A 26,803-nucleotide genomic window follows, 5' to 3' on the forward strand; every position below is an offset into this window, starting at 1 on the left:
ACTATGATCTGGAAGGAGATGGAAGATTACGTACGGATATTTGATACAACTTTACGGGATGGAGAGCAGTGCCCTGGTGCTGCCATGAGTGAGGATGAAAAAGTAGAAATTGCCCAGCACCTCGCTCGGATGAAAGTAGACATCATTGAAGCTGGATTCCCCGTATCCTCTCCCGTTCAGTTCAAAGCGGTGGAAAGGATTGCCCGAGAGATTGAAGGTCCGACCATCTGTGGATTGGCTCGCGCCTTACGCCCAGATCTCGAAGCCGCTCGTGATGCCCTGAAACCCGCCAAATCCAAACGCATTCATACCTTTATCGCCTCCTCTCCCATCCATATGAAACACAAATTGGGTAAGTCCCCTACGGAAGTCCTCGAGATGGCACGGATAGCCGTGCGGATGGCAAAGGACTTTGTTTCCGATGTTGAGTTTTCACCGGAAGATGCCACACGTTCCGAATGGGAATTCTTACGCGAGTTAGTCGAGGCTGTGATCGAAGAAGGGGCAACCACCATCAATATCCCTGATACCGTTGGTTACACAACCCCACAAGAGTATATGGATCTCTTTCGTTTTTTAAAAGAAAAAGTAAAGGGTGCAGACAAAGTCATATTTTCTGCCCACTGCCATAATGACCTAGGACTTGCCGTTGCCAATTCCCTTGCCACAGTGCTTGCTGGTGGAAGACAAATTGAATGTACGATCAATGGAATCGGAGAACGTGCAGGCAATACAGCGATGGAAGAAGTGGTCATGGCACTAAAAACAAGAAAGGATACCTTTGGAGTCGAAACTAGAATTGATTCTACCCTCATCACACGTGGTTCCCATTTGGTAAAGACCATCACGGGAATGGTGGTCCAACCGAATAAGGCCATCGTCGGTGCCAATGCCTTCGCCCATGAGTCTGGGATCCACCAAGATGGGGTACTCAAAAATCGACAAACCTATGAAATCATGACCCCGGAATCTGTGGGATTAAAATCCAATCGAATGGTCCTTGGCCGCCATTCCGGAAGGGCTGGGTTCAAAGATCGGATTGTCCGAATGGGATTTGATCCAAAACCAGAAGAAATTGACAATGCCTACAATCGGTTTCTGGAAATTGCAGATCTTAAAAAAGAAGTTTTTGATGAGGACATCGCGGCTCTCTTCCAAGCAGAAATCAGTCGATCCCAAGTCGATGAAACCCACCGATTGCTCTCCTTTGAACAAAATACTGGTTCGGACAAGACTCCCTTTGCAAAAGTCACCTTACAAACGAATGGTGAAACCAAAGTGGGTGAAGCAAAAGGGGATGGTCCTGTCGACAGTATCTTTAAGGCGATCAATTCCGTAACGGGTCTATCTCCCCTTTTGTCTCGGCTTGTGATCTCTCCTGTCACGGAAGGCACAGATGCAATGGCAGAAGCTTCCGTCACTTTGGAGTCAGGCGAAAGGCGAGTCGTAGGAAAAGGAGATTCCACCGATATCATTGAAGCTTGTGCCAAAGCCTATATCAATGCATTGAACCGGTTGTAAATCATGGATTCTTCGAAACAAAACTTCAATCCAGAATCGTTCATTCGAAAAGAACTCATTTCGTTTTCTCCATATACACCAGGAGAACAACCAGCTCTTTCCACATCCACAATCAAACTCAATACAAACGAAAACCCCTATCCACCTTCACCTAAGATCCAGAAGGCGGTAGAAGAAGTCATTCAAAAGGGACTCCTACGCAAATACCCAAATTACCATTCCCGAACATTACAAGAACTCATTGCCAAAGATTATGATTTGGACCCAAACCAAATCCTTGTCACAAATGGTTCTGATGAAGCCTTACGCCTGTTATTCCAAACCTTCGTGGGACCAGGGGATGTTGTTGTGGCACCTGATCCCACCTATTCCTATTATCCCGTCCTCACCGAACAAATGATGGTGGGTGCAAAATACCAGCCCATCCCCCTTTTGGAAAATCTACACTTTGATTTTGAATCTCTGAAAAAGAGTAAAGGAAAACTGCTTTGTTTTGCACACCCAAATGCTCCGACGGGAATTGAAGAACCAAAAGAAACCTTACTCGAACTCGTACAAACCTTTCCAGGACTTGTGCTCTCTGATGAAGCTTACATTGATTTTACAAACGAAACCGCAAGTCTCATCCCCGATACGAAAGACCATCCCAATTTACTCGTTTCCCGAACGTTTTCGAAATCGTTTGCACTCGCAGGACTACGTGTAGGGTATCTCGTAGGGTCACTCCAAACAATTTCCTGGATACGCAAACTGAAAGACTCCTATAATGTGGGAATTCTCGACCAAGTGATTGCGGAAACTTCTTATGCAGATAAAGAATACTTCAAGGAAAAACGAAATTTGGTTCTCACGGAGCGTTCCCGTCTGAAATCCAATTTAGAATCTCTTGGGTTTTGGATCCCAGAATCTTCGACCAATTTTTTATTTTGTAAACCAAAACCTGGGGTCTCTCCCGAAGAGTTATATCTTTCCTTAAAAGAAAAAAATATCCTCATTCGGTATTTCTCGTATGGTGTTTCCAAAGATTACATCCGGATCACCATTGGGACAAAAGAAGAAAATGACACCCTTTTCCAAACAATTCAGACTCTATTATAAAAGAAACCCAACAAAACAACTGTTCTGTTGGGTGATTAATATTTCGTTCACTGATGTTTCCATTCAAAATTTCCGATTGTCACTTCAAAATCTTTAAAATCGAAGCTTAGGAATTTTGAATTTCAATTTTTGTTTTTTTCGGCTCAATTTTGGGTAGGGTCAATTCCAAGATTCCATTCTTCATTTTCGCAACCGCTTTTTCTGTATCCACCGCTTTGCCAATTGTGAATTTTCTGGAATAATTCCCTTCCTTGTATTCAGCCAATCGAACCTGACCTCGATCTATGCCTGGAATATGGAATTTTCCTTCTAAATGAAGTTGGTCTTTTTCAATTGAGATCTCCACCGATGTTTCATCCACACCTGGCATCTCCACTCGGAAGAATAGGGAAGTTTCGGATTCATAAACATCCACATTCGGTGAGTACACTCTCACTTGTGTTTTGGATTCTTTTACATCCGTTTTTTCATCTAATATTTGTTTGTTTTCTTTTGTTAATGTATTCATCACCTAACTCCTTATCCAACGCTGATAGAAACTTTTTTCGGTTTGTCTTCTTCTCTTCTTGGTAAGTGGATATTCAAAACTCCATTCACATATTTTGCAGAAACCTGGTCTTGGCTCACACGGAAGGGAAGCTCTAAGGTTCTGTGAAACTCACCTTGGAAAATTTCCCTACGGTGTACTTCTGTTCCTTCTGCGAGTTCCTCTGCTTTTTTCTTTCCATGAATGGACAACATATTGTCTTTTACGTTGATTTCAATTTGGTCAGTTTCCATCCCTGGCAAAAGACAGGTCACAAGGGCTTCGTCTTCTTTGGTATAAACATTGACGGGAGGAAAATGCGAAGAACTTCCGAATTGGTCATCCAATATGGAACGAGTCAACTCATCGTTCAAACGATCAAAGTCTCTCCAAAACTGGTTTGCTTTCGTTTGTGGGTCTAGAATTCGAAATAACATGCAAAATCTCCTTTTGGCACTCTTATCCGTAGCCTGCTATTTTCATTAGCACTCTTGATCTTTGACTGCCAATTGTCAAGAAAAAATCGGAATTTTTGCAATGGTGAAAAAAAATTTTGTCTCCTAGGGGTGGAAACCATAGTTTGGATGGCAATGGCAATCATAGACCAACTGAACACACTTGGGATCCAAATCCCTCCGGTTCCTCCCGCGCTCGCGGCCTACATTCCTTCTAAACGAACCGGGAATCTGATTTTTACCTCTGGCCAACTCCCTCTCGTCGGAGGAAAACTTCGTAAAACAGGAAAACTGGGAGCTCAAATCACGCTTGCGGAAGCAAAAGAAGAGGCAAAACAATGCCTACTCAATGCACTCTCCACTCTTCTCTTACACATAGATTCTCTCGACCAAATCAAATCTGTTGTAAAATTAGGAGTTTACGTAGCAGGTGCAGAGACATTCACGGAACAACACTTAGTTGCCAATGGTGCCTCAGAACTAGTTGCTGAAATTTTTGGGGAAAAAGGAAAACATGCTAGGTTTGCCATTGGAGTTTCTTCTTTACCTTTGGATGCATGTGTTGAATTGGAGATGACTGTCGAAGTAGAATGACAAATACAATCATTTCCCTTTTTACTGAAACCATATCCTTTTTGATTGAATCAATCAAACTAATACCAGAACTCATCAAAGTTTGGTGGTTTTTAGCAAAAAAAATTGTTCTCTCTTTGTATGCTTATTGGAAAACAAAACTTTTTTTTGATAAAATCTTTTTTATATGTTTATTCCTCCAATTATTGTTTTCCGTCTTACCATGGTTTCATTATGAAATTGTTTTTTTTGAAGGTAAGGAATCCGTTTCACTCAGCCCCAAACTCAATTCGATCTTCATTCTCATCAGTTTACTCAATTTTTTCTTTTTAGGTTTTTGGAAATCAACATGGACTCGGATTTGGTTTTTTGCCACAGAAATGATCTCTGTGATCATCATCCTCTGGGGTTATTTGGAACCGAAACGAACTTATTATGATTTCGTAAATCCAAACGAGGTGAGTACACAAATCCCATTTTATCTTTTTTTGGTTTCGTTATTCTTTGCCTTTGTGTTTGGATACTTGAGCTTTAAAAAAGAAGACGAAGTGTTTTCAAAATCCTTTTGAATTCCGCCACTAACTTGTGGATTGTTCCAAAATTTCCAAAACACTTTCTTATTTTTACATCACCGGAATGATGTCTAATTTGGATTTGCCCTGCTCTACCACTACGTCCACTAAGTATGAGGTCACTTTGTCCTTATGGAATAATATCTTTTTGGACAAAGGTTTTCCTATTTCGGTATTTAAGATCCTTTGGATGGGCCTTGCCCCCATCGCTTTATCATAGCCATTTTCTGCGAGGTAACGGACGCACCTTTCGGAAATCTCCAACTGAATTCCTTTGTCTTTGGCCTTGGACTGTAATGTTTTAAACATTCGTTTTACGACTAGTTCTACAATGGGAATCGAAAGTGGATTAAATTCAATGACAGCCGTTAGACGGTTACGAAATTCAGGTGTGAAAGTTCGTTCAATCGCTTTCATTGATCTGTCATCATATCGATCCGTATCAAAACCAAGCATTGGTTTTGCACTTTCCTGGGCACCTGTGTTTGTGGTGAGAATTAGAATGACATTTCGAAAATCCGCTTTTTTTCCAGTGCTATCGGTCAGAGTGGCATGATCCATCACTTGTAAAAGGATGTTATAAATATCCTCATGGGCCTTTTCAATTTCGTCAAAAAGTAATACACAGTGAGGGGTTTTGGCAATCGCATCTGTGAGTTGGCCACCTTGGTCATACCCCACATAACCTGGAGGGCTACCAATGAGCCGGGATACAGAATGTTTTTCCATATACTCACTCATGTCAAATCGTAGGAACTCAACTCCCATTTTCTCGGCTAACGTTTTGGCCACTTCCGTTTTCCCAACTCCAGTAGGTCCTACAAATAAAAAACTACCAATCGGTTTCCCTTCGTCCCCAAGGCCCGACCGAGAGTAATGGATGGCATCGACGATTTGTTCGATGGCATGGTCCTGGCCGAAGACAACGGTTTTGATTTCTAAATCAAGAGATTCTAATTTCTTTTTATCATCTGCCTTAACTGTTTTCTCTGGAATCTTCGCAATCTTTGCCACTAGACTTTCGATTTCAAAAATCCCCACCGTCTTTTTGGCTTTTTCTTTGTTTTCATCCCGGAGTTTGACAAAGGCACCCGCTTCATCTAGTAAGTCGATGGCTTTGTCTGGTAAAAAACGATCCCTTAGATGCAAAGTGGATAAATCAACGCATGCTTCGATTGCTTTAATGCTATAATGGACACCATGAAATGATTCGTATTTGGGCTTTAATCCATTTAATATCTGTATGGCGTCTTCCCTGGATGGTTCCGAAACTTCAATTTTTTGAAACCTTCTGGAAAGTGCATGGTCTTTTTCAAAGATTGATTTGTATTCTTTGTAAGTTGTGGTTCCAATGCATTTGAGTTCTCCATTGGCAAGTGCTGGTTTCATTAGGTTAGAGGCGTCTAAACTCCCTCCAGAAACGGCACCTGCACCTACGATGGTATGAATTTCATCAATAAAAATCACTTTTTCGGGTTTGCCAACTAATTCTTGCAAGATGGCCTTGAGTCTTTCCTCAAATTCTCCTCTAAATTTGGTTCCTGCCATCACTAGTCCCATATCGAGTGAGTAAATTTCTAGTCCAAGTAAACTTTTGGGAACTTTTCCATTGACTACCCGCAAGGCGATCCCCTCTACAATAGAGGTTTTGCCAACACCAGCTTCTCCTACAAATATTGGATTGTTTTTTCTACGCCTGGAAAGGATGTGAATTGTCCTTTGGATTTCCGTATCCCTTCCGATACATGGATCTAGTTTCCCAAGTTTTGCCCTTTCGGTAAGATTCACACAAAACTTTTCCAATGCAGATTGTTTTGATTTCCCTTCCGCTTCTTCCTCTAACTCTTCTTCCGATGGAGAAAAATTAGGGTCTATCGGGCTCGATTCTTTTTTCACTCCATGTGAAATAAATTTGATCACATCAAGCCGTTTGATATCTTGTTTGGCGAGTAAATAACAGGCCTGGCTATCCTCTTCTCGAAATAATGCGACAAGTACATTATTTCCATCCACCTCTTCTTTGCCTGAGTTTTGAACATGAAAGGCTGCAAACTGAATTACAAATTGTACACCTACAGTGTACTTCGGTTGGATTTTTAAATTGGGAACCGCGATGGAGGATAAGTCATCTTCAAAGTATTCTAATAATTCTTTGCGAAGTAAATCCAAATCACATCCAACGTTAACCAGCACTTCCTTTGTTTTTTCGTTAAACGTTAACCCATATAACAAATGTTCTAATGTGATAAACTCATGATGGTATTTGCTGGCCTCAATATGTGCCAATTCCAATGTTTTTTCTAAATCGGTCGAAAAGTTCATTCCTCTTCCTCCTTTGCCAACTGGCATTGTAAAGGGTGTCCCGCATCATCTGCTAATTTATGCACTTCAGCTACTTTTGTGCGTGCAATATCGAGTGAATACACTCCACATACAGCAGATCCTTCCGTATGTGCTCTCCACATGATTTGACGAGACTCATCCATTGATTTCCGAAATACAACTGCTAAAACATAGACAACAAATTCTTGTGGTGTATAGTCATCGTTAATTAAAATCACCTTATAACGATCTGGTTTTTTTAATTTTTTCTTTTGTTTTTCTTTTTCTAAAAGCTCAACATTAAAATCTGTATATGATTTTCGATTGGATTCAGACATCACGTTTCCCTCAGTGATTTAATGGGCGAATGTGCGTTGTAAGAAGCAATGTTTTCTCTCTCCATTTGAATCTCTTTTTCCAAATAGGCTTCTATGGCACTCCTACCATTTTCATTATAAATATGATGGCTACTGAACATGGGAACTGTTTCATACCCTCGAAGGAATTTGTGTTCTCCTTGGGCCCCAGCTTCTACCCTTTCCATTTTATGTTCTATCGCATAATCAATCAATCGGTAATAACAACATTCAAAATGTAAATTTGGGATATATTCGAATGCTCCCCAATACCTTCCAAATAAAAACCCTTCTCGGTATAAGTTCCAACTCCCTCCTACTGGATCTCCATTTGGTTTCGATGCCAGTACGAGAAGCAACCGATGCCGAAAACTTTCTACCATTTGCAAAAAAAACTTTCGATTGAGATAGGGTTGGCCCCATTTTTTACTATGAGTGTCTTTGTAAAATTCATAAAAGGTATCGGCATGTTCCTCCGTGATCAAGTTTCCTGTGAGAGTTTCAATTTTGAGTCCCAATTCCTGATTTTTTTTGCGTTCACTGCGGATGGATTTTCGTCTCTCCTTCACCAAAGTTCCTAAAAATTCTTCAAAATTACTAAAACCTTTATTGAACCAGTGGTATTGGTGGGAAAGTCTTGGTGCAAACCCATACTGTTCACCTAACTTTTGTTCCTCTTCCTTACAAAACAATATATGTATGGAAGAAACGTTTTCTTCTTTTCCAAATTGTTTTAAGGCAAGTAGGAGTCCTTCACCTATCTTTTGTTTCTCGACTAAGGTCAAATTGGGATCCAACAGGATCCGAGATCCAGTGACGGGAGTGAAAGGAACAGCCACCGTGAGTTTTGGATAATAGGGAATCCCAGCACGGTGGAAAGCATTCGCCCATTGGAAATCAAAGATATATTCCCCATAAGAATCCTTTCGTAAATACGATGGCAATACTCCGACAAGAACACCTTCATTACGGGCAGTAACAATGACGGGAAACCAATCAGATTTCCCGATACAAGCGGTTCCCTCTAAGCCAGATAAAAACTCTAATTCTTGGAACAAAGAATCAGAAGGAACCAAGCGATTCCATTCTTCCTTCGTAAACTCAAAAAAACTATGAAAAATCTCAAATCTTACTGAATCATCCACGTGTCAGTTTAGACTCTGTCTGGTTTCCTCTTGTTTCAATTGTTTCTTGTGAATGTGTTCGATGAGCCGGATCAAACTAGGATTTTCGGGATCCAGAGCCAAAGCGGAACCGAGGATATTCTCCGCGCGTGCATAATTTTTATCCGCTAAATAGGTTTGTCCCAAATTGATCAGGTTTTTGACATGGTTTGGATCGCGTAGGCGTACCCTTTCTCCAAAATCAATGGCAGTTTTGATATCGGCAACCTTCCTTGCGCAAAATGCGGTGATGTACATGATTTCTGTATCCATCGGGCGAAGTAGGCTATAATCCTTTGCCATCTTTTTTGCCTTCCCATAATCCTTAAGTTTCAGATACAACTGGATGAATTTCTTTTTGATCTCAGGGATGTTCTCTTCCAAAGAATGCGCTTTTTCCAAATAGGTCACCGCTTCTTGTAAATCAGAGGAATCACTCGCTTCCTTTGCCTTGGCTAAAAGAGATTGGATTTCTTTTAATTTTTCTTTTTCGATTTTATAACGTTCTTTTTCTTCAATGAACGAAACTCGAAGTAAGGAAAGATCATCTGTAAGGGCACCAAACTTTGCCATCTCATCATAAATTAAATCAAGTTCCCCTTTTCCTGCTTCCACCATTTTGAGGAACAATCTTTCATCTTCATTGATGATTCTTTTCCCATCGGCCGTATGGGAAATGAGGAGGTCATCACGACCGTCTGAACCTGCAATTAATATATCTCCTGCTTCCAATTGAAAGGTTTTGATGTATAAATTTCCTTGTACACCTGAGGTGCCTAATTTACGAAACATCAATTCATTTTCGATAAAACTTGCGATCCCATCTCTGTACAAAACGATCCAAGGGTGTTCCGCATTGATGAAATAAAGTAATCCTGTTTCGTTGTCAACAACACCTAACACAAGAGAGACAAGCATTGATCCGTCAAAACCTTCAAAAATTTTATGAAGCTCGAGAAATGTATTTTTGATCCATCGTTCCGGATAGGTATTCCTTGCTTCACTCAAAAGTTGGGTTCTTGTGATGATCGATTCAAACACAGAACCTAAGACAAGTGCCCCCCCTGCCCCTTGCATCGATTTCCCCATGGCATCGGCATTTAAAAATACAGTATATGACCGATTATTTAAAATGATTTGGTTTGCGATGTTCAAGTCACCACCAATTTCTTTCTCGTATTGTTTGAAGGTGAATTTCTTTTTTTGTTCTAATAAAAAATCCACCCGCACATTTTCATGCATCGCATGATTGACGTTAAATGGTTGTAATAAAAGAGAAGTGAGGAAATAATCTCCATCTTGTTGGTGTTTCAAAGATTGAACTTCTTTAAGAGTATTCTCCAACTCTTTTGTCCTTTCCTGCACTTTTACTTCCAATTGTTCTGCGTATTGTTGTAATTTTTTTCGAGCAGCTTGGATGGAACGAACCATTCGATTGAATGACCTTGCCATAAATCCAATATCATCTTCTACATGCACAGTCAGCCTGTATTCTAAATTACCAGAATTCACTTCTGTTAACCCTTCTATGATCTGTTCAATGGGTCGGATCAGGGCGATGAGAAAAAATAACCTGTATCCAAAAATCACAAGGATGGCAAGAGCAATTAAACCAATGATCCAAGGCAAAGTAACTTCATGTTGGAAACTACGATAATCGTTATATGGATAACCCACTTCGTGGACAATTGCATTTTTTTTATCGACGATGAGATAACTGACGTAAAATGAAAAATTTGGTTCCTTGGATTCAAACTTGACTTGGCCCCGGTAATTTCTTTCACCGTGGTTTGGCATCGGAGAAAACATCAGGTCGAGGGATTTATATTTTTTTTCCTCCGAAAGCGAAGAAAATAAAACCGATCTTGCTTCTGCATAAAATCCAGAAAGTGCACCCTCTTCTTTTTTTACTAAGTCATTGGCCTTTTCTGTAAAGCCTGCGATGGGTATCTCTTTCAATTTGTTGCGTGTGTAAAGGATCTTTCGCTTTTCTGATTCGATTTCGCCAATCAAATCTTTTGGACTTTTGATGGAATCATCTGAAAGCAAACGTGTGATTTCTTTCGAATACCCTCTGTTCATTTCCGGTAAATCCAAAATGAGTTCCTTTGTTTTTTCTTTCCAATCAGAGGATGATTCAAAGGAAAGGATCATCTCCAAAACCCAAACATTCCAAAACTCTGTCACATACTCCTTTGGTTCTAATTTGGTTTCTTCTAAACCTTTATGAGTGATAAATGTTTTGTTTTTAATATCATATGAATAGTGAAAACTCGGAACTTGGTCTGTTTCCAAACCAAAAATATAATTTTTAGCCCTAGCCGTATGCACCAAATCATAATTAGATTCCGTTTGTTGGATCACAGAATAAGCAACTAATTGTAAAATCAACAAAAAGGATGCGAGAGAGATTCCAATGATTCGGGAAATGATGGTGGTTTTATCTTTTGTATTGTTGATATACACCACATTTGCTACAAATAATCCAACAACCAAAACAAGATCAGTGATGGTTTGGTACAATCCACGCCCGATTGCCCCGTCTCTTGACAAAACATTCAAAAAACCAGGGATCATAGTGACCAAAACGAAGGAGATTAAAATACTAATCAAAGTAAATCGATTCTCTTTCGGCATCTTGAATAATTGGATCAAAGCAAGGACTGTAAAGGTGACAAAGAATACGAGGACAATGAGAGCGTAGGCTTTATAAAAAAGAGGAAGTGGAAAATCCCAATAATGACCACTGAAAAAAAACAGTCGACCTGCTTTGAAACTGACAAAGACAAAATAAGCTGTTACTAAAATAACAACTCCACTCAAGATTCGAAAGATCGATTTTTTGAGTCGTGGGTAATAAATTTCAGGATAACTTAAGAAAAACCCAGTTAAGTAGACAGAGCCCGCCATTGCTCCTGTGATCACAAACCATCTCATATAGGCAGAGGCAGGTCCCATAAAGGAAAAATTAATGAGATAACCAAAATGGAAAATTCCTAACCAAAGGGTTCCCATTCCTAAATTAAACGTTGCTTCCGATTTTTCCTTTACCGTTAAAAATAATTGTGCATTGTAAAAAGTAAAAATGACTCCAACAAGCGAACCAAACGTATAAAAATCAAAAGAAATCTTGCCCCATGAATCCATGGTTGGAAACCCTAACAGAATTTTAAATCATGTCAACTTCGTATTTCTTTTCTTCAACATTTGGTAAAGGAAGTATAAAATCAGAAAAAGTAGAATGAGACCAATCGTTTGATTGTAGTAAGATAGTATAACAATGATTTGGTTCCAGTTGGTCCCAAGGAAGGAACCGCCAAATAGAAGCATTCCACACCACATAGAAATGGCAATGGAATAAAGAACTACAAATTTAATGATGTTCATTTTGGACATCCCGGCCACAATCGAAACAAAAAATCGAATCCCAGCAGAAAACCGAGAGACCAAAACCACGACAATCTCATACTTTCGAAACCATACCAAGGTCTTCCGTAAGTTTTCTTCGTGGTAAAGAGACGAAAGAAAAGGAATTTTGGTTCGTTTCAAAAACAACAAAAACCGCTCCCCAAAATAATACATCACCAAGGCACCGAGAAGATTTCCAAAAAAAGTAGCGAGTACAACAGAAGAAAAAGAGATCGGTGCGTTTTGTGTGGAAGAGATAAAACCAGAAAAAACAGTGATGGTGTCCCCTGGCCAAGGTGGGAAAATATTCTCCAAAAAATTCGAAAAACAGAAAAAAACCCAAAGTACCAATGGTGGTAACCCGAGAATTTCATTGATCATGGCATCCAATGGGAAGGAATCCAACACAACGAGATGCTAAAAACCATTCTCCGGTTAGGCAACAAAGATTTTAAAAAATGAATGGAAGGAATCAATACTAGGACATTTGCTTTCCCTAATGCTTCGATTTTTGATCCTTTCCATTCTCGTCCTTTGGCAATGTAGCCCGAACAGGCAAACAGAAACCTATCGTTTCGACCAAATCATCGTCACAAAATTTCCGACAAACCCTCCTCCTGCCTTCCCCCAATCCTTTTTTCCAGAAAAAGCAAATTTTTTGCAGTCTAGTGAATTCAAAACAAGCCACATACATACGAAGGAAGCATTTTTACTCTTAGAAACTTCTGAAACTTGGGAAGAAATCCAGAAACGAATCGACTTTCGTGTCAACCAAGGGGACTGGAAACTAGTAGAAAAAAATACAAACGATTCTGAAGTCTCTTATCTACTAGAAGGGTTTATCAAAAAATCATTATCGATTTACCTTTCTCGCAGTGGAGAAACAAACCAAATACGGTTTTACTTTAAAAAACATTCTACGTATTAAACATGAACTGGATCACAAATAAAAACGAAACCATCGTCTATATATTGTTAGCAGGAATTTTTCTTGCGACATGTTTTACTTTATTTTTTGTTTTTAAACCATTTTTGTGGGCTAGTTTTTTAGCATTATTATTCTATTTAACTACAAGAAAAATACACAAACGATTAAAAAATGTTTTAGGAGTGAAATTCCACGGGCTTTCTCCCTATATCATGGTCATCCTGATGCTTGCTTGTGTGTTCATACCTTCTTATTTAATCGTTTCTACCTTAATCCGAGAATCTTTGAACTTAGTCAGTTATGTGAGAAACCAACTGACAGAAGAATCGATTGTTGCCTTACTATTAAATAGCCCAATCTTAACTGATTTTTTTACCGAGAATGAATTTTTTTGGATCAAACTTCCCATCATGTACCGGGAATACGTGGGCCAACACATGGACATCCTAAACTTAGATTCGATTTATAGTTTATTAAAAAACTCTTCTGGATTTTTACTCGGTTCCTTTGAAGTGCCTGGTGCCATCATCTTCAATGGATTTTTTACATTCATCCTTCTGTTTTTTCTTTATAAAGAAGGAAGTCGCATGGAACACGGCTTATTTTTATTATTACCTTTCCCTACTGAAATTGAGGAACGATTGGGTCGACGAATTGAGGAAGCGATACGCACAGTGATGATGGGAAATATGTTTATCTCCCTTTTACAAGGAGCGTTGGTCTATTTTTTACTACTGTTTACTTCTGTTTCGAACAAGTTTTTACTTTCTAGCATTGCGACAATTTTTTCACTCATCCCTGTTGTTGGCACTTCTGTGGTTTGGTTTCCTATCGGTTTGTATATGGGACTAGTCCAAGAAAACTGGACAGGTAGTGTTTTGTTTATGATCGCTGGAGCCGCAAGTTACCTTATCTTAGAAAATTTCGTGAAGCCAAAAATTTTAGATAAAAAGTTAAAAACACATCCTTTCCTTATCTTTTTATCCTTAATTGGCGGTTTACAAGAGTTTGGTGTTGCAGGGATTATCATTGGACCGATGGCATTAACACTTGTCATCATATTATGGGATTTTTGGAAAATTTTCCGAGAGACCCGATTCCAAACTACCTAAATGGAAATCGTGGATTCGTCTCTATCCGTAAGCGAAGTCAATCGTCGTATTAAGGCGAAACTCCAAGATGCACCTGAATTTAAAAACTTTTGGGTGCGCGGAGAAATCTCAAACTACAGCCAAACCAATAGTTCTGGGCATATGTATTTTTCGTTAAAAGATACAACAAGTGTCATTAAATGTGCTTTTTTTTCTTACCAAGCCAAAAACTACAAAGGAACTCCTCTCCGCAATGGAATGGAAATCCTTGTATATGGATCTGTTTCTGTTTATGAACCAGGTGGGTATTATAGTATCACCGTCCAAAAGATTGAAGAATTGGGGGAAGGAGATATCCTCCTCCGCATTGAAAAACTAAAAAAAACACTCGCCGAAAAAGGAATCTTTGACGCCTCCCACAAACGGCCGTTACCTAAATTTCCGAAACGATTGGGAATTGTCACCTCTCCCAAAGGTGCAGCCGTGGAAGACATCATTCGTATTGCCACAGACCTCAATCCTTCCATCCAAATTTTAGTCTCCCCTTGCCTTGTCCAAGGCGATGGAGCTGAAAACTCAATCATCGAAGCCATAAAAGAAATCAATGACCCAAAATGGGAAGTGGATGTGATCATCGCAGGTCGTGGTGGTGGTTCCTTCGAAGACCTCATGGCGTTTAACCAAGAGTCGGTGGTAATGGCCTATTACCAATCAAGACTCCCCATCATATCGGCTGTGGGTCATGAAATTGATCGAGTCCTTACCGATCTTGCGGCAGATGCAACAACCCCCACACCCACAGCGGCAGCCAAACTTGCCATCCCGAATGTATCGGACACCCTCATCCGTTTGGATGAAATGGAAGATCGATTACGATCTGCACTCACTGGTGTGATTCGAATTGGAAAAGAAAAATGGTTTGGTGTGACAAACCGAGCGGTCTTACAAAATCCAAAATCAATTTTGGAACCAAGACAAAATCATTTTGATGAAATCATCACCAAAATTTCCTTACTTGGAAAAAACTATTTGGTCAAAAAACAGAGTGAGTTCCAGAAGTTTGAGGTTTTCCATCAAAACTGGAAATCGTATTTGGAACGAGTACATAATAAATTCCGACTCGCAGAACAACGATTAGATCACTTTTCTCCGCTCGGTACCTTAAAACGAGGATACTCAGTCTTGCGGAATACAAACAAACAAGTTATCTCGTCTGTGAAGCAGATTCAAAAAAATGAAACATTAGAAGTATTTTTATTTGATGGCAAACTGCAAGTGGAAGTGAAAGAAACATTAGGATCAGAGAATGGTAGATAAAAAAACAATTAGTTTTGAAGAAGCAATCCGTGAATTAGAAGACATTGCCGAAAAGTTAGAACGTGGGACATTGTCCTTGGAAGATTCTATCAAAGCATACGAACGTGGAATGGAACTCAAAAAAATTTGTTCCGAACGATTGGTGGATGCGGAAGCAAAAATTGAATTCTTAACAAAAGCACCTAACGGTGAAGTGGTGAAATCCACTGTGAAAAAAAAGAAGGATGAATCACCTTCAAAACAAGCGGAAGAAGATTTATTTTAAAGAATGAATTTGCAAGCCATCTTCATTCTTGCCTACCTCGCCATTACCATAGGCATTGGCGTGTATGCGGCCCAAAAAGTCAAAAATTCAAAAGACTTCATCCTTGCTGGTAGAAGTTTACCACTCCCCATTTCCACTGCTGCCTTATTTGCCACTTGGTTCGGGAGCGAAACCATCCTTGGCTCGTCTGTCGAATTTGCAAAGGGTGGATTTTTAGCTGTCATCCAAGACCCGTTTGGTGGTGCACTTTGTTTGTTTTTACTAGGATTAGTCTTTGCCAAATACCTCTACCGAATGCAAATCTTAACGTTCGGAGATTTTTATAAAAATCGGTATGGCAAAAAGATGGAATTCATTGCTGGGATCTGTCTTATTTTTTCCTATTTTGGATGGGTGGCGGCACAATTTGTGGCCCTTGGGATCATGGTGCAAATTTTATTTGGCATCAACCAATTCACAGCCATCGTCATCGGGCTTGTCGTTGTCATCATCCAACTGAACGATGTTAAACCAATCTGGTCTTCCATTAGCGAAAAACCGGATGGATTCTTTTCCTTCTTTCCAAAATCAAATTACCACGATTGGACCTTGTACCTCTCGGCTTGGATGGTTGTGGGATTTGGATCATTACCCCAACAAGATATCTTTCAGAGAGTGATGTCAGCCAAATCAGAAAAAGTAGCCATACGTGCCTCATATTATTCATCCGTCTTATACTTGTTATTTGCCTTAATCCCACTTTTTCTTGGACTTCATGCCAAAAGTTTACTTCCGGATTTTGATTTATATGCTGAATCGGGTCAACTCCTCATACCAACAATGGTTTCTAAATTTGTAAGCCCTTGGGTTCAGGTTTTATTTTTTTCGGCACTCATCTCAGCCATTTTATCAACAGCATCCGGAGCCATCCTTGCTCCTTCTTCCATTTTATCTGAGAATATTCTAAAATACGCATTTAAAGAAATGAATGATAAAAAATTACTCCTATTATCAAGGATTTCAGTTCTTATCATAGCAGGGATTTCTTTTTTACTCGCGGTGGGTAAACCTTCCATCTATGCACTCGTAGAAGATTCCGGTGGAATCTCCCTTGTCACACTCTTTATCCCCATGGTATTTGGACTTTTGAGTCAGCGAGCCGACGAAAGGTCTACACTATTCTCTCTTTTTGTAGGAATTGGTACTTGGCTCTTACTTGAGATTTATGGCGATGATATGACCAGTCATTTTTACGGAACCATCGCAAGCCTTGTGGCCATTCTCATTGGAATGTATCTCTTCCCTAAGAAAGAGAAATCTCAAGTAACCACGTAAATACATCTTTCATATTGATCCCCAAGGCTTTCGCTTGTTGAGGGATGAGACTTGTTCCCGTCATTCCAGGTAAGGTATTGGTTTCTAGTACATAGGGAACTCCATCGGAGATGATAAAGTCTGTCCGGGAATAACCTTTACAACCTAAAATTTCATGGCACCTTAATGTATACTCCTGTAAGGTTTTTGTCACCTCATCCCCCACAGGGGCAGGTGTGATCTCTTCACTGGCACCTTTGGTGTATTTTGCTTCAAAATCAAAAAATTCTGATTTGGGTCTGATTTCTGTAGGAACCAAAGGGAATGGATTTCGTTTTTTCCCTTCCGGTTTTTCTAAAACACCTATGGATACTTCTGTTCCGGAAACAAGTTTTTGAACAAGAACTCGGTCATCGGTGACAAAAATTTTATCCACAAGAGTCATGGCTTCTTCTGCAGTTTTTGCCATTCCTGTATTGACACTTGAGCCGCCTAATGTTGGTTTAATGAATACTGGATACGAAAAGGAAAGGTTGAGGAGAGTTTTTCTTGGATCCGTTTTCCCCTTTTCTAATTCTAAAAAAGGTGCAACAGGGATCCCCATGGCTTCAAATAAAATATTGGCCCGGTATTTATCCATGGCGAGGCTTGAGGCAAGGACACCCGAACCAGTGTGCGGAATTCCCAGTGTATCCAAAAACCCTTGGATCCTTCCATCTTCACCGGCTCCCCCGTGTAATCCAAGGAAGGCGGACAAAAATCCCATCTGACTGATATCGGCAGGTTCACTCGGAGAAACAATTGCATTGGCTTTGTTAAATTCTTGTAAAAATTCAATTTCCGTTTTGCCCGACGGATCTGGGTAGATGGGTTCGGACACTGTCGGGATCCAAAACTTTCCATTGGGATTGATATAGACGGGACAAACGTCATATTTTTCCCTATCAATGGTCGCAAAAATAAAGGCAGAAGAACGAACAGAAATGATATGCTCTCCAGAGATGCCTCCGAAAAGTAGAGCTATTTTGATTTTTGACATGAAATCACTTGATTCCTTTTCATGAAAGTGAACGATAATGAAATTACGTGAACTGGCGCTTTAAAATTCAATTCGGAATTGTTTTTTCACTTTTCTTTCTCAGTTCCACATTACGAGCTAAAATTCCCAATTCGTTTACAGAGGATACCAAATCGGAGTATTCTCAATTTTGGTTTTTGTACGAAAAGGAATCTCGCGGTCGCCAAAACTTTTTTGCCGTTCGACCGTTTTATATGAGCTTTTCTGACAAGACCTATGCCTTTCGTTTCAGAAGTTACCTCTCTCCGATTTATTACAAAGAAGAAACCAATTATTGGTACACTTGGTCTTCCCTTTTTTTCTTCAGTGGAACAGGATTCAAACATGAGGAAGGTGACGAAGATGAAGACATCCTTCTCACCCCACTCTTTTTATGGGGCAAAGGGGAATCCCAAAGAGAGAACTATTATAGTGTCTTTCCCTTTTATGGAAAAATTCGAAACAAACTATCCTACCAAGAATTGAATTATGTGATGTTTCCTATTTATTCCGAATGGAAATACAAAACCTATCATGCCAAATCCATCGTTTGGCCTCTTGTGATGTGGGGGAGTTCCGAAACTAGAAATGACATCCGTATCTTTCCTTTTTATTCCAAGAAGGAACATGAAGGGAAATACAGACGGTCTTCAATTCTTTGGCCTTTTTTCCAATGGGGAGAAGAACGTTTGGATAAAAAAGAACCCACCTCCTATCGTATCTTTTTCCCATTTTACAATCAAAAGGATTCCGCCGATGGGAATATGAAAAGCCGCGCCTTCCTTTGGTTTCCTCTCATCAACTCACTATTTTCCTATGGATATGATAAAAAAACAGGCCAAACCAATTATACTGCCATTTTCATTTTATTCCAATACACAACCTCTACCAAAAAAGATACGGAAAAACTTGTATTTTTTCCCTTTTATGGATATTCTTATTTTGCAAACAAAGAAGCTGAGTTCATCACACCATTTTACATCCGTTTGTCGCAAAATACCTCTCATCTAAAGTCAACATCACATTTTTTATTACCATTTTATTCTCATATGAAAAATGAATATGTACAAACGGGAAGAGAAGATTATTATTGGAAACTTTGGCCACTGTTTCGGTATCATAAAGATGTGGAAGGGAATTTTGGATGGAATACAATTGCCATCATCCCTGTGCGATTTGAGGTGATGGAGGATGTTTGGGAACCAATTTTTTCGATCATTGAATACAAACGTTCGTCTAATGGAGAAAAACGATTGCATCTCATCACAAGACTTTACACTCACCGTTGGACTGAAAACGAAACCCATATCCACATCCCCATCCTTATGGAATATTCAAAATCACAAACAGGATTCCGATACGAGTTCGCCTATGGTCTTTTTGGCATTGACACAAGAGAAGAAACAAACAAATACAAATTCTTTTGGTGGGAAGTATGATCCGTCTCTATAGAAAAACCATTGAACCACTATTGTATGCCATTGGGTATACGGTATTACTGCTCTTTCGAGCGATTGGCCAGTCCCACCAATTGTATTTCAAACGCCGTGAGATCTTGGAACAGATGTTCATCGCAGGTGTAGGATCTCTTTTTGTTGTGTCCATTGTTTCTGTGTTCACGGGAATGATCCTTGGACTGAACACGGGACTTGGGCTTAGAGATTTTGGTGCCGAAGGTCAAATTGGACTTTTACTCACCATCACCCTCACTCGTGAAATGTCTCCATTTATGACTTCTCTCATCCTAGCCGCCTCTGTTGGGTCTGCGATGGCTGCTGAGATTGGAACCATGAAAGTTTCCGAAGAGATTGATGCCTTGGAAGTGATGTCAATCAGTCCAATCAGGTATCTTGTGATGCCGCGTATCGTTGGGTTTTCCCTTATGGTGCCTGTGCTATGTGTTTATTCAGCTGCTCTTGGAATTTTAGGTGGTGGCATCGTGGGACACTTCCAATTGGGAATTGATATCATTAGTTACTTCCAAGATGTGTATTACCGCATTTCCTCTGTCCCAGGTCTAAAGGATTTGTATGTCGGACTTCTGAAAGGGTATGTGTTTGGATTGTCCATTGCCACCATCTCCTGTAGCCAAGGTCTTAGAACCGAGGGCGGAGCCATTGGAGTGGGCCAAACCACAAGGAAGGCTGTAGTCACTTCCTTTTTAATGGTCATCTTTTCGGGTTATGTGCTCACAGCCTTATTCTATAAGTAAAGGAAACTATGGAACCATTTGCCATTGAAATGAAAAATGTCCACAAAGCCTTCGGCAAACGTAAGATCTTACGTGGGATGAACATACAGGTAAAACAAGGGGAAACCATGGTCATCCTTGGTCCCTCTGGTACAGGAAAATCAGTGAGTTTAAAACACATCACAGGCCTACTGGATCCCGATGAAGGGGACTGTTTTATTTTTGGAGAATCCATTGTCCATGCGAATCAAAAAAAGAGAGAAGAGTTACGATCCAAACTCGGGGTTCTTTTCCAATCGGGTGCACTCATCAATTGGCTCACCGTGTATGAAAATGTAGCCCTACCATTACGGGAGCATAAAATTGCAGATGGAGCAGAGCTCGATCGCATTGTGATGGAAAAATTACAATGGTTAGACCTAGTACCTGCCAAAGATACTTTACCGAGTAATATCTCGGGAGGGATGAAAAAACGTGTGGGCCTTGCCCGAGCTCTCACCTCACAGCCAAAAATTGTGATGTATGACGAACCCACATCGGGACTTGACCCAGTCATGTCCAATGTCATCAACGACCTTGTCATCAGATTACAAAAAGAACTTGGTCTAACTTCCATTGTGGTCACACATGATATGAATTCAGCGTACCGCATCGCCGATCGGATCAGTTTTTTGTATGAAGGGAAGGTTCAGTTTTGTGGAACTCCAGAGGAAATCCAATCATCCAAAGACCCTGTGATCCAACAATTCATCCACGGGAATACAGTGGGTCCCATGATCCTGGACCATTCGGAATTAAAAAAAGGAAAATCAAATTGACTTTGTTCACACACCAAGGAGAATTTTAGGGAATGCCTACCATAGGTCGCGCTCTCATCGTTGGACTTTTATTCGTATTTTCTCTCGTAGCTGTTGGATACTTTACGATTGTGACAGAAGGTGGTCCCTTTCAAAAGTCGGGATACCAACTCCCCGTATACTTTCCAGATGCGGAAGGGATCAAAATTGGAAACAAAGTCACGATCCATGGAGTTCCATTTGGTTATGTGTCTAAGATCCGTTTGGTGCAAATTGATGAAATGGGGAATTTATTGCCTGAAGGGGAAACAGGGATTGGAACAAAGGTAGAACTCACCTTACTCCTGAAAGGTAAGGTCCAACTCTTCGCCAATTATGAAATCACCATCAAAAACGAAAGTTTACTCTCAGGAAGAGTCGTATCTCTCGACCCAGGTTCGAAATTCCCTGTCGATCCCAAAACCAAAGAGTACCTGATGACGGAAACTCCGTTGAATAAAATTGAAATCACCCCCAAGGATGGCAAACTCCTTCCCATCCAAGGAAAGGTCACACAAGACCCTCTTGTTTCTTTATCCGAACTCATCGCAGAAAACCGCTCTGATATCCGAAAAACCGTCCAAAACATAGCCGGTATCACAGGCAAAATCAATGAGGGCCAGGGCACACTGGGAAAACTCATCAATGAAAATGATGTCCACAAATCGGTGAATACTACCCTAGGGGATGCCCAAGTGGTTTTGAAGGAGCTCCGTGAAGGTTTAGAAGACACAAGGGAACAAGCACCTGTGACAAGCTTCATTCGTTCCGCGCTCAGTGCTTTTTAAGGACTAACACGCAGAATACGGCTTTCTTTGTAGCAAAAATCAGGAGAAAATTGGCATTTTCTGCCGCGTCACAAATCCACCACACTGTTGTAAAAAAGAGACATTTTTTTGACTTGGGGGGACGGTTTTGGAATTGTCCGAGGGCGAATTCCTACAAATTTGTAAGTAGGAATTGAATATGCAAACAGTGATCCATCGAAAAACGATCCAAAACTCTGTCACATTGAAGGGAATTGGCGTACATTCAGGGAAAGTGGTGACTCTCCGCCTCCATCCTGCGGAAGCAAACACTGGTCTCATTTTTTATCTCTACAAAGGCATCCAAAAAATCCGAATTCCTGTTTCTCTCGACCACGTCGTCGACACAAGTAACGCCACAACCATTGGGGATGGAAGCTCCAACCGAGTCCAAACCATAGAACACCTTCTTGCCGCAGTCCATACATTGGGAATAACCGATTGTATTTTTGAAATTGATTCCGTGGAAGTTCCGATTATGGATGGATCTTCCTTACCGTTTTGGGAAGGAATCCGATCGGCTGGGATCCGAGTCTTAGAAGAAACGATCGAACCAATCACCATTACAAACCCAATTTGGGTGGTAGACGGGGACAAATACCTTGTCATGCTCCCTTCTGATGAGCTCAAAGTCACCTATAGCATTGATTTCAACCACCCTCTCTTAAGGGGTCAGTCCTACACCACCACACTCGATGAATCCATCCTCGGAACCGACATTTTGCCTGCGAGAACCTTTGGGTTTTTGAAGGATGTGGAAGCGCTCCAAGCACGGGGTCTTGCCATGGGGGGATCCCTCGACAATGCTGTGGTCCTAACGGATGATGGGTATCTAAACGACCACTTACGTTATGACAATGAATGCGTCCGACATAAAATCCTCGACCTTGTTGGAGACCTTGCCGTGATGGGACGTCCATTCCGTGGGCACCTCATTGCTTCGAAAGCGGGCCATGCCTTGGACATTTCTCTTGCCAAATGCATCATGAGCCAAGTCACTGGGAACGAACTCACCCAGTACAAAAGCAAACGGATCCCACTTTTTTCCAAAAAAGAAGCCGCAAAGTAATCAAAACCGTTTTTTACTTTCCAAACCAGGCCAAAACAAAAGTATTTTTGGCATAGGTTCGGATGGAAGAAAAAACCACATTTAAAGGCATCTCTGCCTACCCAGGAACAGTCTACGGGAAAGTATTTCGTTGGAAACAAACCAAACGGAAACGGGAGGATCGTACAGACCTATCTCCTGAGGAAATCAAAGAGGAAGTGGAACTCTTAAAAAAAGGCCTTCAAAAAACCGAAGATGACCTGGCAGACCTTGTCCAAAAATCCAAACAAAACCAAGAACTTTCGGAAATCTTAGAATCCCAAATTGTTTTTTTGAACGACCCCCTCTTTCGAGCTCGTGTCTTTGAAAGGATCGCACAAAACAATGAATCGGCGGGACTTGCCTTGGAAACAGCAGTGAGTTCCCTCTATGACGAATTCCAATCCATCCCCGATGAATTCTTTCGAGAACGCGCCGACCACCTTCTCGATATCGGCAAACGCATTGAATCCAATTTGTATCCCGAAAAAGGATCAGAGCCTACAAAGATTCCAGACGATGTCATCCTCATTGCCAAAGAGATCACCCCTTCCGAGATGATCCAATTGGGGAAAAGTAAGTTACGAGGGATTGCTACAGACTTCGGTGGGAAAACAGGTCACACTGCCATCATTGCTAGAAATTATGGAATCCCAACCATCGTTGGATTGAAAAACATCACCTCACACGTGGAAGATGATGATTATATCTTACTGGATGCCACAAAAGGAGTTCTCAATCGTTCCCCAGGAATCGAAGAAATCAAACTGGCTGGGATACGAAGTGATATCAAAAAAATAATCCCTGTTCGGGAGATCAGTGACGGTCCAAAAGAACTCAAAACAAAAGATGGCAAAACCTTTACCTTACGAGCCAATATCGATTCGGAAGAAGAAGTGGACGGAGCCTTCCTGCAAGGGGCCGATGGAATTGGACTCGTTCGTACTGAAATTTTATTCATTCGGTATGTGGAATTCAAACCTACCGAAGAAGAACAGTTTGCAGTTTACAAACGAATTTTACTCAAAATGGTCGGCCGACCTGTTACCTTTCGGGTTTGGGACATTGGTGCCGATAAAATGGAAAATGGATACGAAGAAGAAAATCCATTTCTTGGAAACCGTGGGATCCGTTACCTCCTCCGCCACCCACATTTTTTTAAAGAACAATTGAGAGCCCTATTACGTGCGAGTGAATATGGAACCATGCGCATCATGTTACCGATGATCACAACTCGTTCCGAAATTTTACAAACAAAGGTTTTATTAAATGAATGTTTGGATGAGTTAAAACAAACAGGACTTTTCATTACTAAAAAAATCCCCTTAGGGATCATGGTGGAAACACCTGCCTGTGCTCTCAATCTTCCCTTTTTAGGAAACCATGTAGACTTTTATAGCGTTGGTACAAACGATTTATTACAATACCTACTTGCCGTGGAACGTAACAACCATTTGGTGGGAGACCTTTACAACCCTTGGCAAGTTGTGTTTTTATTATTACTGAAAAACATTGTGGAAGTGGCAAACTCCCAAAAAAAACCAATCAGCATTTGTGGTGAAATTGGAAGTGATCCTATGTTCACTGCAGTTCTCATTGGTCTTGGGTTTCGTGACCTAAGTTCTGCCTTACCACTCATGAAGGATGTAGCTGAAAAAGTCTCGGAAATCTCCACCTGGAAGGCAAAGTTATTAGCAGAACAAGTGATTTCCCTCGCAGGCGAAGAAAAGTTCGATGAGATTGAAAAACTTGTTTTAGAAACCAAAGGTTAGTTGACCACCGAAGGAGTTGGGTTACGATTCCACCGATGCTCGTATGGGGGAACCATCGTCGTCCTTCGTTTGGTTCGTATCATTGATTAACCATAAGATGGAAGTTCGTTTCCAAAAATAGATCCCACATAATACAATCGCGGCAGACCAAGATACCAAAACAAAAAAAGCATAAAACTGCGCCATACTCCCCCATTCCCTTTGGTAACCAGAAAGGATTCCCGCGGCATAATGACCAAAAGCCGTACTCAAAAACCAAATCCCCATCAGAAGTGACGCAAACCGAACGGGCGCCATTTGACTCACAAAGGACAGTCCAACCGGTGAGAGACAGAGCTCACTGAGAGTGTTCCAAAAGTAAACAGACACTAAAAAGAGAATGGAGACAACCATCCCTTTCTCTGCTTGTTCCGCTGCAAACACCATGACTAAAAATCCGATCCCTAATAAAAACAAACTGATCACAAATTTGAGAATGGGATTGGGATTTTTGTTTGTTTTGGAAAGAGTGAACCAAAGGAAAGAAAGAAGAGGACCAAAGACAAGGATCATCAGAGGGTTTAACGACTGTAAGAGGGAGGCTGGGATTTCCCAACCAAAGAAAAAACGATCGGTATTGCGTAAGGCAAATAAATTGAGAGAGGTTCCCATCTGTTCAAATGCCATCCAAAAGAAAATACTAAAAAAACTAAGAAGCCCAATGAGTGTTATTTTTGAAATGGTATCGGTCTCCCCATTGGTTTCCTTGGAATGGGATGCCAAGTTTTGCGGATTGGATCCCATGGAAACTTGTGTATGGTGGTTTCTATTTTCTGTTTTGGCCCAAATGGATTCTGGCAAGGAACGACTTCCAAAATAAAAAACGAGGATACCAATACCCATACCAACACCTGCCGAAAAAAAACCTAAATGCCAATCGACCTTCTCCCCTAAACTTCCGGCAATGATCGGACCAAGTAGGCCCCCCAAATTAATCCCCATATAAAAAATCGTAAATCCACTATCCCGCAGGTTTGGTGTATTCGTATACAAACGACCAAAGATCGTGGAAATATTGGGTTTAAAAAAACCATTTCCGAGTGCTAACAAACATAACCCAAAATAAAAATAATGAATATTTGGCATCGCAAGGGAAAGGTGACCGAGTAACATAAGCACACTTCCCAGATAAATTGCAAATTTGTAACTGAGATACCGATCGGTAATGTATCCTCCAATCACAGGTGTTAGGTAAACAAAACTTGTATAATAGGCATAAACAGTACCGGCATCCCTATCAGAAAAACCAAGTGACTTAACAAGATACAATACAAGCAGAGCACGCATCCCATAATAACTGAGCCTTTCCCACATCTCAGTGAGAAATAAACTCGTGATCCCTCTCGGATGAACTTCTAATTTGATTTGGTCCGGCTTTTCCAGATGGTTTCCTCATGCCCTAGGGATAAATTCACAAACCTTGCTGCGACAAATAAATAATCCGACAATCGGTTGATGTAAATCCTTAAATCGTTATGGATCTCACCACCCGATTCTATGTACACGAGTAAATCTCTTTCCAAACGGCGGCAGATGGTACGAGCGATATGTAAGGTACTCGCCATCTCAGTACCACCTGGTAAGATAAAGAATTTAATTTCAGGAAGTGACGAAACCAAACGGTCAATCTCTTTCTCGAGCCCCTCCACGTCCAAAGCCTGTACCACAGTTCCATCTATGGACTCTTTTGGCACATAACCCGCAAGTTCCGATCCGATCTCAAAGAGAAAACTTTGGATCATTTGCAAATGGTCTAAAAATGCTTTTTCGAGAGATGCCTTTTGACTCAAGGCTAAGGCAAGTCCTATGGTACTATTCAATTCATCACAAGTTCCATACAGATCCACTCTCCTGTCGGTCTTGGATACCTTTTTCCCAGATGCTAAATACGTTTGTCCGCCATCGCCAAATTTGGTGTAGATTTTCAAAATCTGAAGTCCTTTGCCCTAAATTTTCTTTACAGTCATCAGTTTTTTGGTATAGAATCATCTGGAAAGGAAAAATTCACGGGAGAACCAAGGGCAGGCAACCCCTTCTCTCCTCGAAGGAATGGATTTCTGGAAACGGATTTTTTCCTTTCTCCGCCTGTAGGGAAACAAGCGGGTCATGGACACACAGGAGGGTGTG

The 26,803-nt window shown here is 40.7% G+C and carries 25 protein-coding genes; 15 read left to right on the forward strand and 10 right to left on the reverse strand.

Annotated elements, in window-relative coordinates; genetic code table 11:
- Positions 1-3: 3 nt before the first annotated feature.
- Together LEPBI_RS09120 and hisC are read left to right on the forward strand one after the other, a co-directional pair.
- Complete coding sequence (locus LEPBI_RS09120; protein ID WP_012476286.1) at positions 4-1,521, forward strand: 2-isopropylmalate synthase; 1,518 nt, start codon at positions 4-6, stop codon at positions 1,519-1,521.
- Between the two features lie 3 nt (positions 1,522-1,524).
- Positions 1,525-2,619: a histidinol-phosphate transaminase gene (gene hisC / locus LEPBI_RS09125; RefSeq protein WP_012388830.1), complete on the forward strand. Its 1,095-nt coding sequence runs from the start codon at positions 1,525-1,527 to the stop codon at positions 2,617-2,619.
- A gap of 106 nt (positions 2,620-2,725) precedes the next feature.
- On the opposite strand, the gene LEPBI_RS09130 is transcribed toward hisC, so the two are convergent.
- Positions 2,726-3,127 carry an Hsp20/alpha crystallin family protein gene (locus tag LEPBI_RS09130; protein WP_041769831.1) on the reverse strand — a complete coding sequence of 134 codons (402 nt, stop codon included), beginning with the start codon at positions 3,125-3,127 and terminating at the stop codon, positions 2,726-2,728.
- 11 nt (positions 3,128-3,138) lie between these two features.
- Positions 3,139-3,582 carry an Hsp20/alpha crystallin family protein gene (locus LEPBI_RS09135; protein ID WP_012388832.1) on the reverse strand — a complete coding sequence of 148 codons (444 nt, stop codon included), beginning with the start codon at positions 3,580-3,582 and terminating at the stop codon, positions 3,139-3,141.
- A gap of 153 nt (positions 3,583-3,735) precedes the next feature.
- On the opposite strand from LEPBI_RS09135, the gene LEPBI_RS09140 reads away from it, so the two are divergent.
- Both LEPBI_RS09140 and LEPBI_RS09145 read left to right on the forward strand, forming a co-directional pair.
- On the forward strand, positions 3,736-4,194 hold the full coding sequence (locus LEPBI_RS09140; RefSeq protein WP_012476287.1) for a RidA family protein: 459 nt from the start codon (positions 3,736-3,738) through the stop codon (positions 4,192-4,194).
- Positions 4,191-4,742 (forward strand): hypothetical protein, encoded by a 552-nt coding sequence (locus LEPBI_RS09145; protein WP_012388834.1) that lies wholly within the window; start codon positions 4,191-4,193, stop codon positions 4,740-4,742. The genes LEPBI_RS09140 and LEPBI_RS09145 overlap by 4 nt, the downstream gene beginning before the upstream one ends.
- A 54-nt stretch (positions 4,743-4,796) precedes the next feature.
- Here the strand turns inward: LEPBI_RS09145 and clpA are convergent, their stop codons facing one another.
- From clpA to LEPBI_RS09170, 5 genes are read right to left on the reverse strand one after another with little or no spacing between them, the layout of a single operon-like run.
- Positions 4,797-7,067 (reverse strand): ATP-dependent Clp protease ATP-binding subunit ClpA, encoded by a 2,271-nt coding sequence (gene clpA / locus LEPBI_RS09150; RefSeq protein ID WP_012388835.1) that lies wholly within the window; start codon positions 7,065-7,067, stop codon positions 4,797-4,799.
- Positions 7,064-7,405, reverse strand: coding sequence for an ATP-dependent Clp protease adapter ClpS (clpS, locus tag LEPBI_RS09155; protein WP_012388836.1), 342 nt, complete (start codon positions 7,403-7,405; stop codon positions 7,064-7,066). Before clpS ends, clpA begins: the two co-directional genes overlap by 4 nt.
- On the reverse strand, positions 7,405-8,568 hold the full coding sequence (locus LEPBI_RS09160) for a GNAT family N-acetyltransferase (protein WP_012388837.1): 1,164 nt from the start codon (positions 8,566-8,568) through the stop codon (positions 7,405-7,407). The genes clpS and LEPBI_RS09160 overlap by 1 nt, the downstream gene beginning before the upstream one ends.
- A gap of 3 nt (positions 8,569-8,571) precedes the next feature.
- Positions 8,572-11,733: a SpoIIE family protein phosphatase gene (locus tag LEPBI_RS09165; RefSeq protein ID WP_012388838.1), complete on the reverse strand. Its 3,162-nt coding sequence runs from the start codon at positions 11,731-11,733 to the stop codon at positions 8,572-8,574.
- A 27-nt stretch (positions 11,734-11,760) separates the two neighbouring features.
- Positions 11,761-12,375, reverse strand: coding sequence for a DedA family protein (locus LEPBI_RS09170; protein WP_041770011.1), 615 nt, complete (start codon positions 12,373-12,375; stop codon positions 11,761-11,763).
- Between the two features lie 118 nt (positions 12,376-12,493).
- On the opposite strand from LEPBI_RS09170, the gene LEPBI_RS09175 reads away from it, so the two are divergent.
- Genes LEPBI_RS09175 through LEPBI_RS09195 form a run of 5 tightly spaced genes read left to right on the forward strand, consistent with a single transcriptional unit; the run spans position 12,494 to position 16,909 of the window.
- Positions 12,494-12,922, forward strand: a complete 429-nt coding sequence (locus LEPBI_RS09175; RefSeq protein ID WP_041769833.1) for a hypothetical protein — start codon at positions 12,494-12,496, stop codon at positions 12,920-12,922.
- 2 nt (positions 12,923-12,924) lie between these two features.
- Positions 12,925-14,034 carry an AI-2E family transporter gene (locus LEPBI_RS09180; protein ID WP_012388841.1) on the forward strand — a complete coding sequence of 370 codons (1,110 nt, stop codon included), beginning with the start codon at positions 12,925-12,927 and terminating at the stop codon, positions 14,032-14,034.
- The gene (gene xseA / locus LEPBI_RS09185; RefSeq protein WP_012388842.1) at positions 14,035-15,330 is read left to right on the forward strand and encodes an exodeoxyribonuclease VII large subunit; all 1,296 of its coding nucleotides are present in this window, start codon (positions 14,035-14,037) and stop codon (positions 15,328-15,330) included.
- Positions 15,320-15,595, forward strand: coding sequence for an exodeoxyribonuclease VII small subunit (locus LEPBI_RS09190; protein ID WP_012388843.1), 276 nt, complete (start codon positions 15,320-15,322; stop codon positions 15,593-15,595). Before xseA ends, LEPBI_RS09190 begins: the two co-directional genes overlap by 11 nt.
- 3 nt (positions 15,596-15,598) lie before the next feature.
- Positions 15,599-16,909 carry a high affinity choline transporter 1 gene (locus tag LEPBI_RS09195; RefSeq protein ID WP_012388844.1) on the forward strand — a complete coding sequence of 437 codons (1,311 nt, stop codon included), beginning with the start codon at positions 15,599-15,601 and terminating at the stop codon, positions 16,907-16,909.
- On the opposite strand, the gene LEPBI_RS09200 is transcribed toward LEPBI_RS09195, so the two are convergent.
- On the reverse strand, positions 16,878-17,927 hold the full coding sequence (locus LEPBI_RS09200; protein WP_012388845.1) for a D-alanine--D-alanine ligase: 1,050 nt from the start codon (positions 17,925-17,927) through the stop codon (positions 16,878-16,880). The genes LEPBI_RS09195 and LEPBI_RS09200 overlap by 32 nt on opposite strands.
- Before the next feature lie 47 nt (positions 17,928-17,974).
- On the opposite strand from LEPBI_RS09200, the gene LEPBI_RS09205 reads away from it, so the two are divergent.
- From LEPBI_RS09205 to ptsP, 6 genes are all read left to right on the forward strand, one after another.
- Positions 17,975-19,384 carry a hypothetical protein gene (locus LEPBI_RS09205; protein ID WP_012388846.1) on the forward strand — a complete coding sequence of 470 codons (1,410 nt, stop codon included), beginning with the start codon at positions 17,975-17,977 and terminating at the stop codon, positions 19,382-19,384.
- Complete coding sequence (locus LEPBI_RS09210) at positions 19,381-20,157, forward strand: MlaE family ABC transporter permease (RefSeq protein ID WP_012388847.1); 777 nt, start codon at positions 19,381-19,383, stop codon at positions 20,155-20,157. The genes LEPBI_RS09205 and LEPBI_RS09210 overlap by 4 nt, the downstream gene beginning before the upstream one ends.
- 8 nt (positions 20,158-20,165) lie before the next feature.
- Positions 20,166-20,954: an ABC transporter ATP-binding protein gene (locus LEPBI_RS09215; protein WP_012388848.1), complete on the forward strand. Its 789-nt coding sequence runs from the start codon at positions 20,166-20,168 to the stop codon at positions 20,952-20,954.
- A gap of 32 nt (positions 20,955-20,986) precedes the next feature.
- A complete protein-coding gene (gene mce, locus LEPBI_RS09220; RefSeq protein WP_012388849.1) occupies positions 20,987-21,760 on the forward strand; it encodes a mammalian cell entry protein Mce in 774 nt (257 codons plus the stop codon).
- A gap of 178 nt (positions 21,761-21,938) precedes the next feature.
- Entirely contained in the window at positions 21,939-22,847 is a 909-nt protein-coding gene (lpxC, locus tag LEPBI_RS09225; protein WP_012388850.1) for a UDP-3-O-acyl-N-acetylglucosamine deacetylase, read from the forward strand.
- A gap of 62 nt (positions 22,848-22,909) precedes the next feature.
- On the forward strand, positions 22,910-24,637 hold the full coding sequence (gene ptsP / locus LEPBI_RS09230; RefSeq protein ID WP_012388851.1) for a phosphoenolpyruvate--protein phosphotransferase: 1,728 nt from the start codon (positions 22,910-22,912) through the stop codon (positions 24,635-24,637).
- A 21-nt stretch (positions 24,638-24,658) separates the two neighbouring features.
- On the opposite strand, the gene LEPBI_RS09235 is transcribed toward ptsP, so the two are convergent.
- Together LEPBI_RS09235 and LEPBI_RS09240 are read right to left on the reverse strand one after the other, a co-directional pair.
- The gene (locus tag LEPBI_RS09235; protein WP_081431663.1) at positions 24,659-26,059 is read right to left on the reverse strand and encodes a peptide MFS transporter; all 1,401 of its coding nucleotides are present in this window, start codon (positions 26,057-26,059) and stop codon (positions 24,659-24,661) included.
- Entirely contained in the window at positions 26,032-26,604 is a 573-nt protein-coding gene (locus LEPBI_RS09240) for a cob(I)yrinic acid a,c-diamide adenosyltransferase (protein ID WP_012388853.1), read from the reverse strand. Before LEPBI_RS09240 ends, LEPBI_RS09235 begins: the two co-directional genes overlap by 28 nt.
- Positions 26,605-26,803: the final 199 nt, after the last annotated feature.

It is taken from the genome of Leptospira biflexa serovar Patoc strain 'Patoc 1 (Paris)' (assembly GCF_000017685.1).
Taxonomy (GTDB): Bacteria; Spirochaetota; Leptospiria; order Leptospirales; family Leptospiraceae; genus Leptospira_A; species Leptospira_A biflexa.

What these genes read in the sequence shown, in the direction of transcription:
- LEPBI_RS09180 (WP_012388841.1), top strand. Translation starts at nt 12,925, where the DNA reads ATGAACTGGATCACAAATAAAAACGAAACCATCGTCTATATATTGTTA.
- LEPBI_RS09190 (WP_012388843.1), top strand. Translation starts at nt 15,320, where the DNA reads ATGGTAGATAAAAAAACAATTAGTTTTGAAGAAGCAATCCGTGAATTA.
- LEPBI_RS09140 (WP_012476287.1), top strand. Translation starts at nt 3,736, where the DNA reads ATGGCAATCATAGACCAACTGAACACACTTGGGATCCAAATCCCTCCG.
- xseA (WP_012388842.1), top strand. Translation starts at nt 14,035, where the DNA reads ATGGAAATCGTGGATTCGTCTCTATCCGTAAGCGAAGTCAATCGTCGT.
- LEPBI_RS09175 (WP_041769833.1), top strand. Translation starts at nt 12,494, where the DNA reads ATGCTTCGATTTTTGATCCTTTCCATTCTCGTCCTTTGGCAATGTAGC.
- lpxC (WP_012388850.1), top strand. Translation starts at nt 21,939, where the DNA reads ATGCAAACAGTGATCCATCGAAAAACGATCCAAAACTCTGTCACATTG.
- LEPBI_RS09145 (WP_012388834.1), top strand. Translation starts at nt 4,191, where the DNA reads ATGACAAATACAATCATTTCCCTTTTTACTGAAACCATATCCTTTTTG.
- LEPBI_RS09135 (WP_012388832.1), bottom strand. Translation starts at nt 3,582, where the DNA reads ATGTTATTTCGAATTCTAGACCCACAAACGAAAGCAAACCAGTTTTGG.
- LEPBI_RS09120 (WP_012476286.1), top strand. Translation starts at nt 4, where the DNA reads ATGATCTGGAAGGAGATGGAAGATTACGTACGGATATTTGATACAACT.
- hisC (WP_012388830.1), top strand. Translation starts at nt 1,525, where the DNA reads ATGGATTCTTCGAAACAAAACTTCAATCCAGAATCGTTCATTCGAAAA.
- LEPBI_RS09215 (WP_012388848.1), top strand. Translation starts at nt 20,166, where the DNA reads ATGGAACCATTTGCCATTGAAATGAAAAATGTCCACAAAGCCTTCGGC.
- LEPBI_RS09200 (WP_012388845.1), bottom strand. Translation starts at nt 17,927, where the DNA reads ATGTCAAAAATCAAAATAGCTCTACTTTTCGGAGGCATCTCTGGAGAG.
- LEPBI_RS09195 (WP_012388844.1), top strand. Translation starts at nt 15,599, where the DNA reads ATGAATTTGCAAGCCATCTTCATTCTTGCCTACCTCGCCATTACCATA.
- LEPBI_RS09165 (WP_012388838.1), bottom strand. Translation starts at nt 11,733, where the DNA reads ATGGATTCATGGGGCAAGATTTCTTTTGATTTTTATACGTTTGGTTCG.
- mce (WP_012388849.1), top strand. Translation starts at nt 20,987, where the DNA reads ATGCCTACCATAGGTCGCGCTCTCATCGTTGGACTTTTATTCGTATTT.
- LEPBI_RS09130 (WP_041769831.1), bottom strand. Translation starts at nt 3,127, where the DNA reads ATGAATACATTAACAAAAGAAAACAAACAAATATTAGATGAAAAAACG.
- clpA (WP_012388835.1), bottom strand. Translation starts at nt 7,067, where the DNA reads ATGAACTTTTCGACCGATTTAGAAAAAACATTGGAATTGGCACATATT.
- clpS (WP_012388836.1), bottom strand. Translation starts at nt 7,405, where the DNA reads ATGTCTGAATCCAATCGAAAATCATATACAGATTTTAATGTTGAGCTT.
- ptsP (WP_012388851.1), top strand. Translation starts at nt 22,910, where the DNA reads ATGGAAGAAAAAACCACATTTAAAGGCATCTCTGCCTACCCAGGAACA.
- LEPBI_RS09170 (WP_041770011.1), bottom strand. Translation starts at nt 12,375, where the DNA reads ATGATCAATGAAATTCTCGGGTTACCACCATTGGTACTTTGGGTTTTT.
- LEPBI_RS09210 (WP_012388847.1), top strand. Translation starts at nt 19,381, where the DNA reads ATGATCCGTCTCTATAGAAAAACCATTGAACCACTATTGTATGCCATT.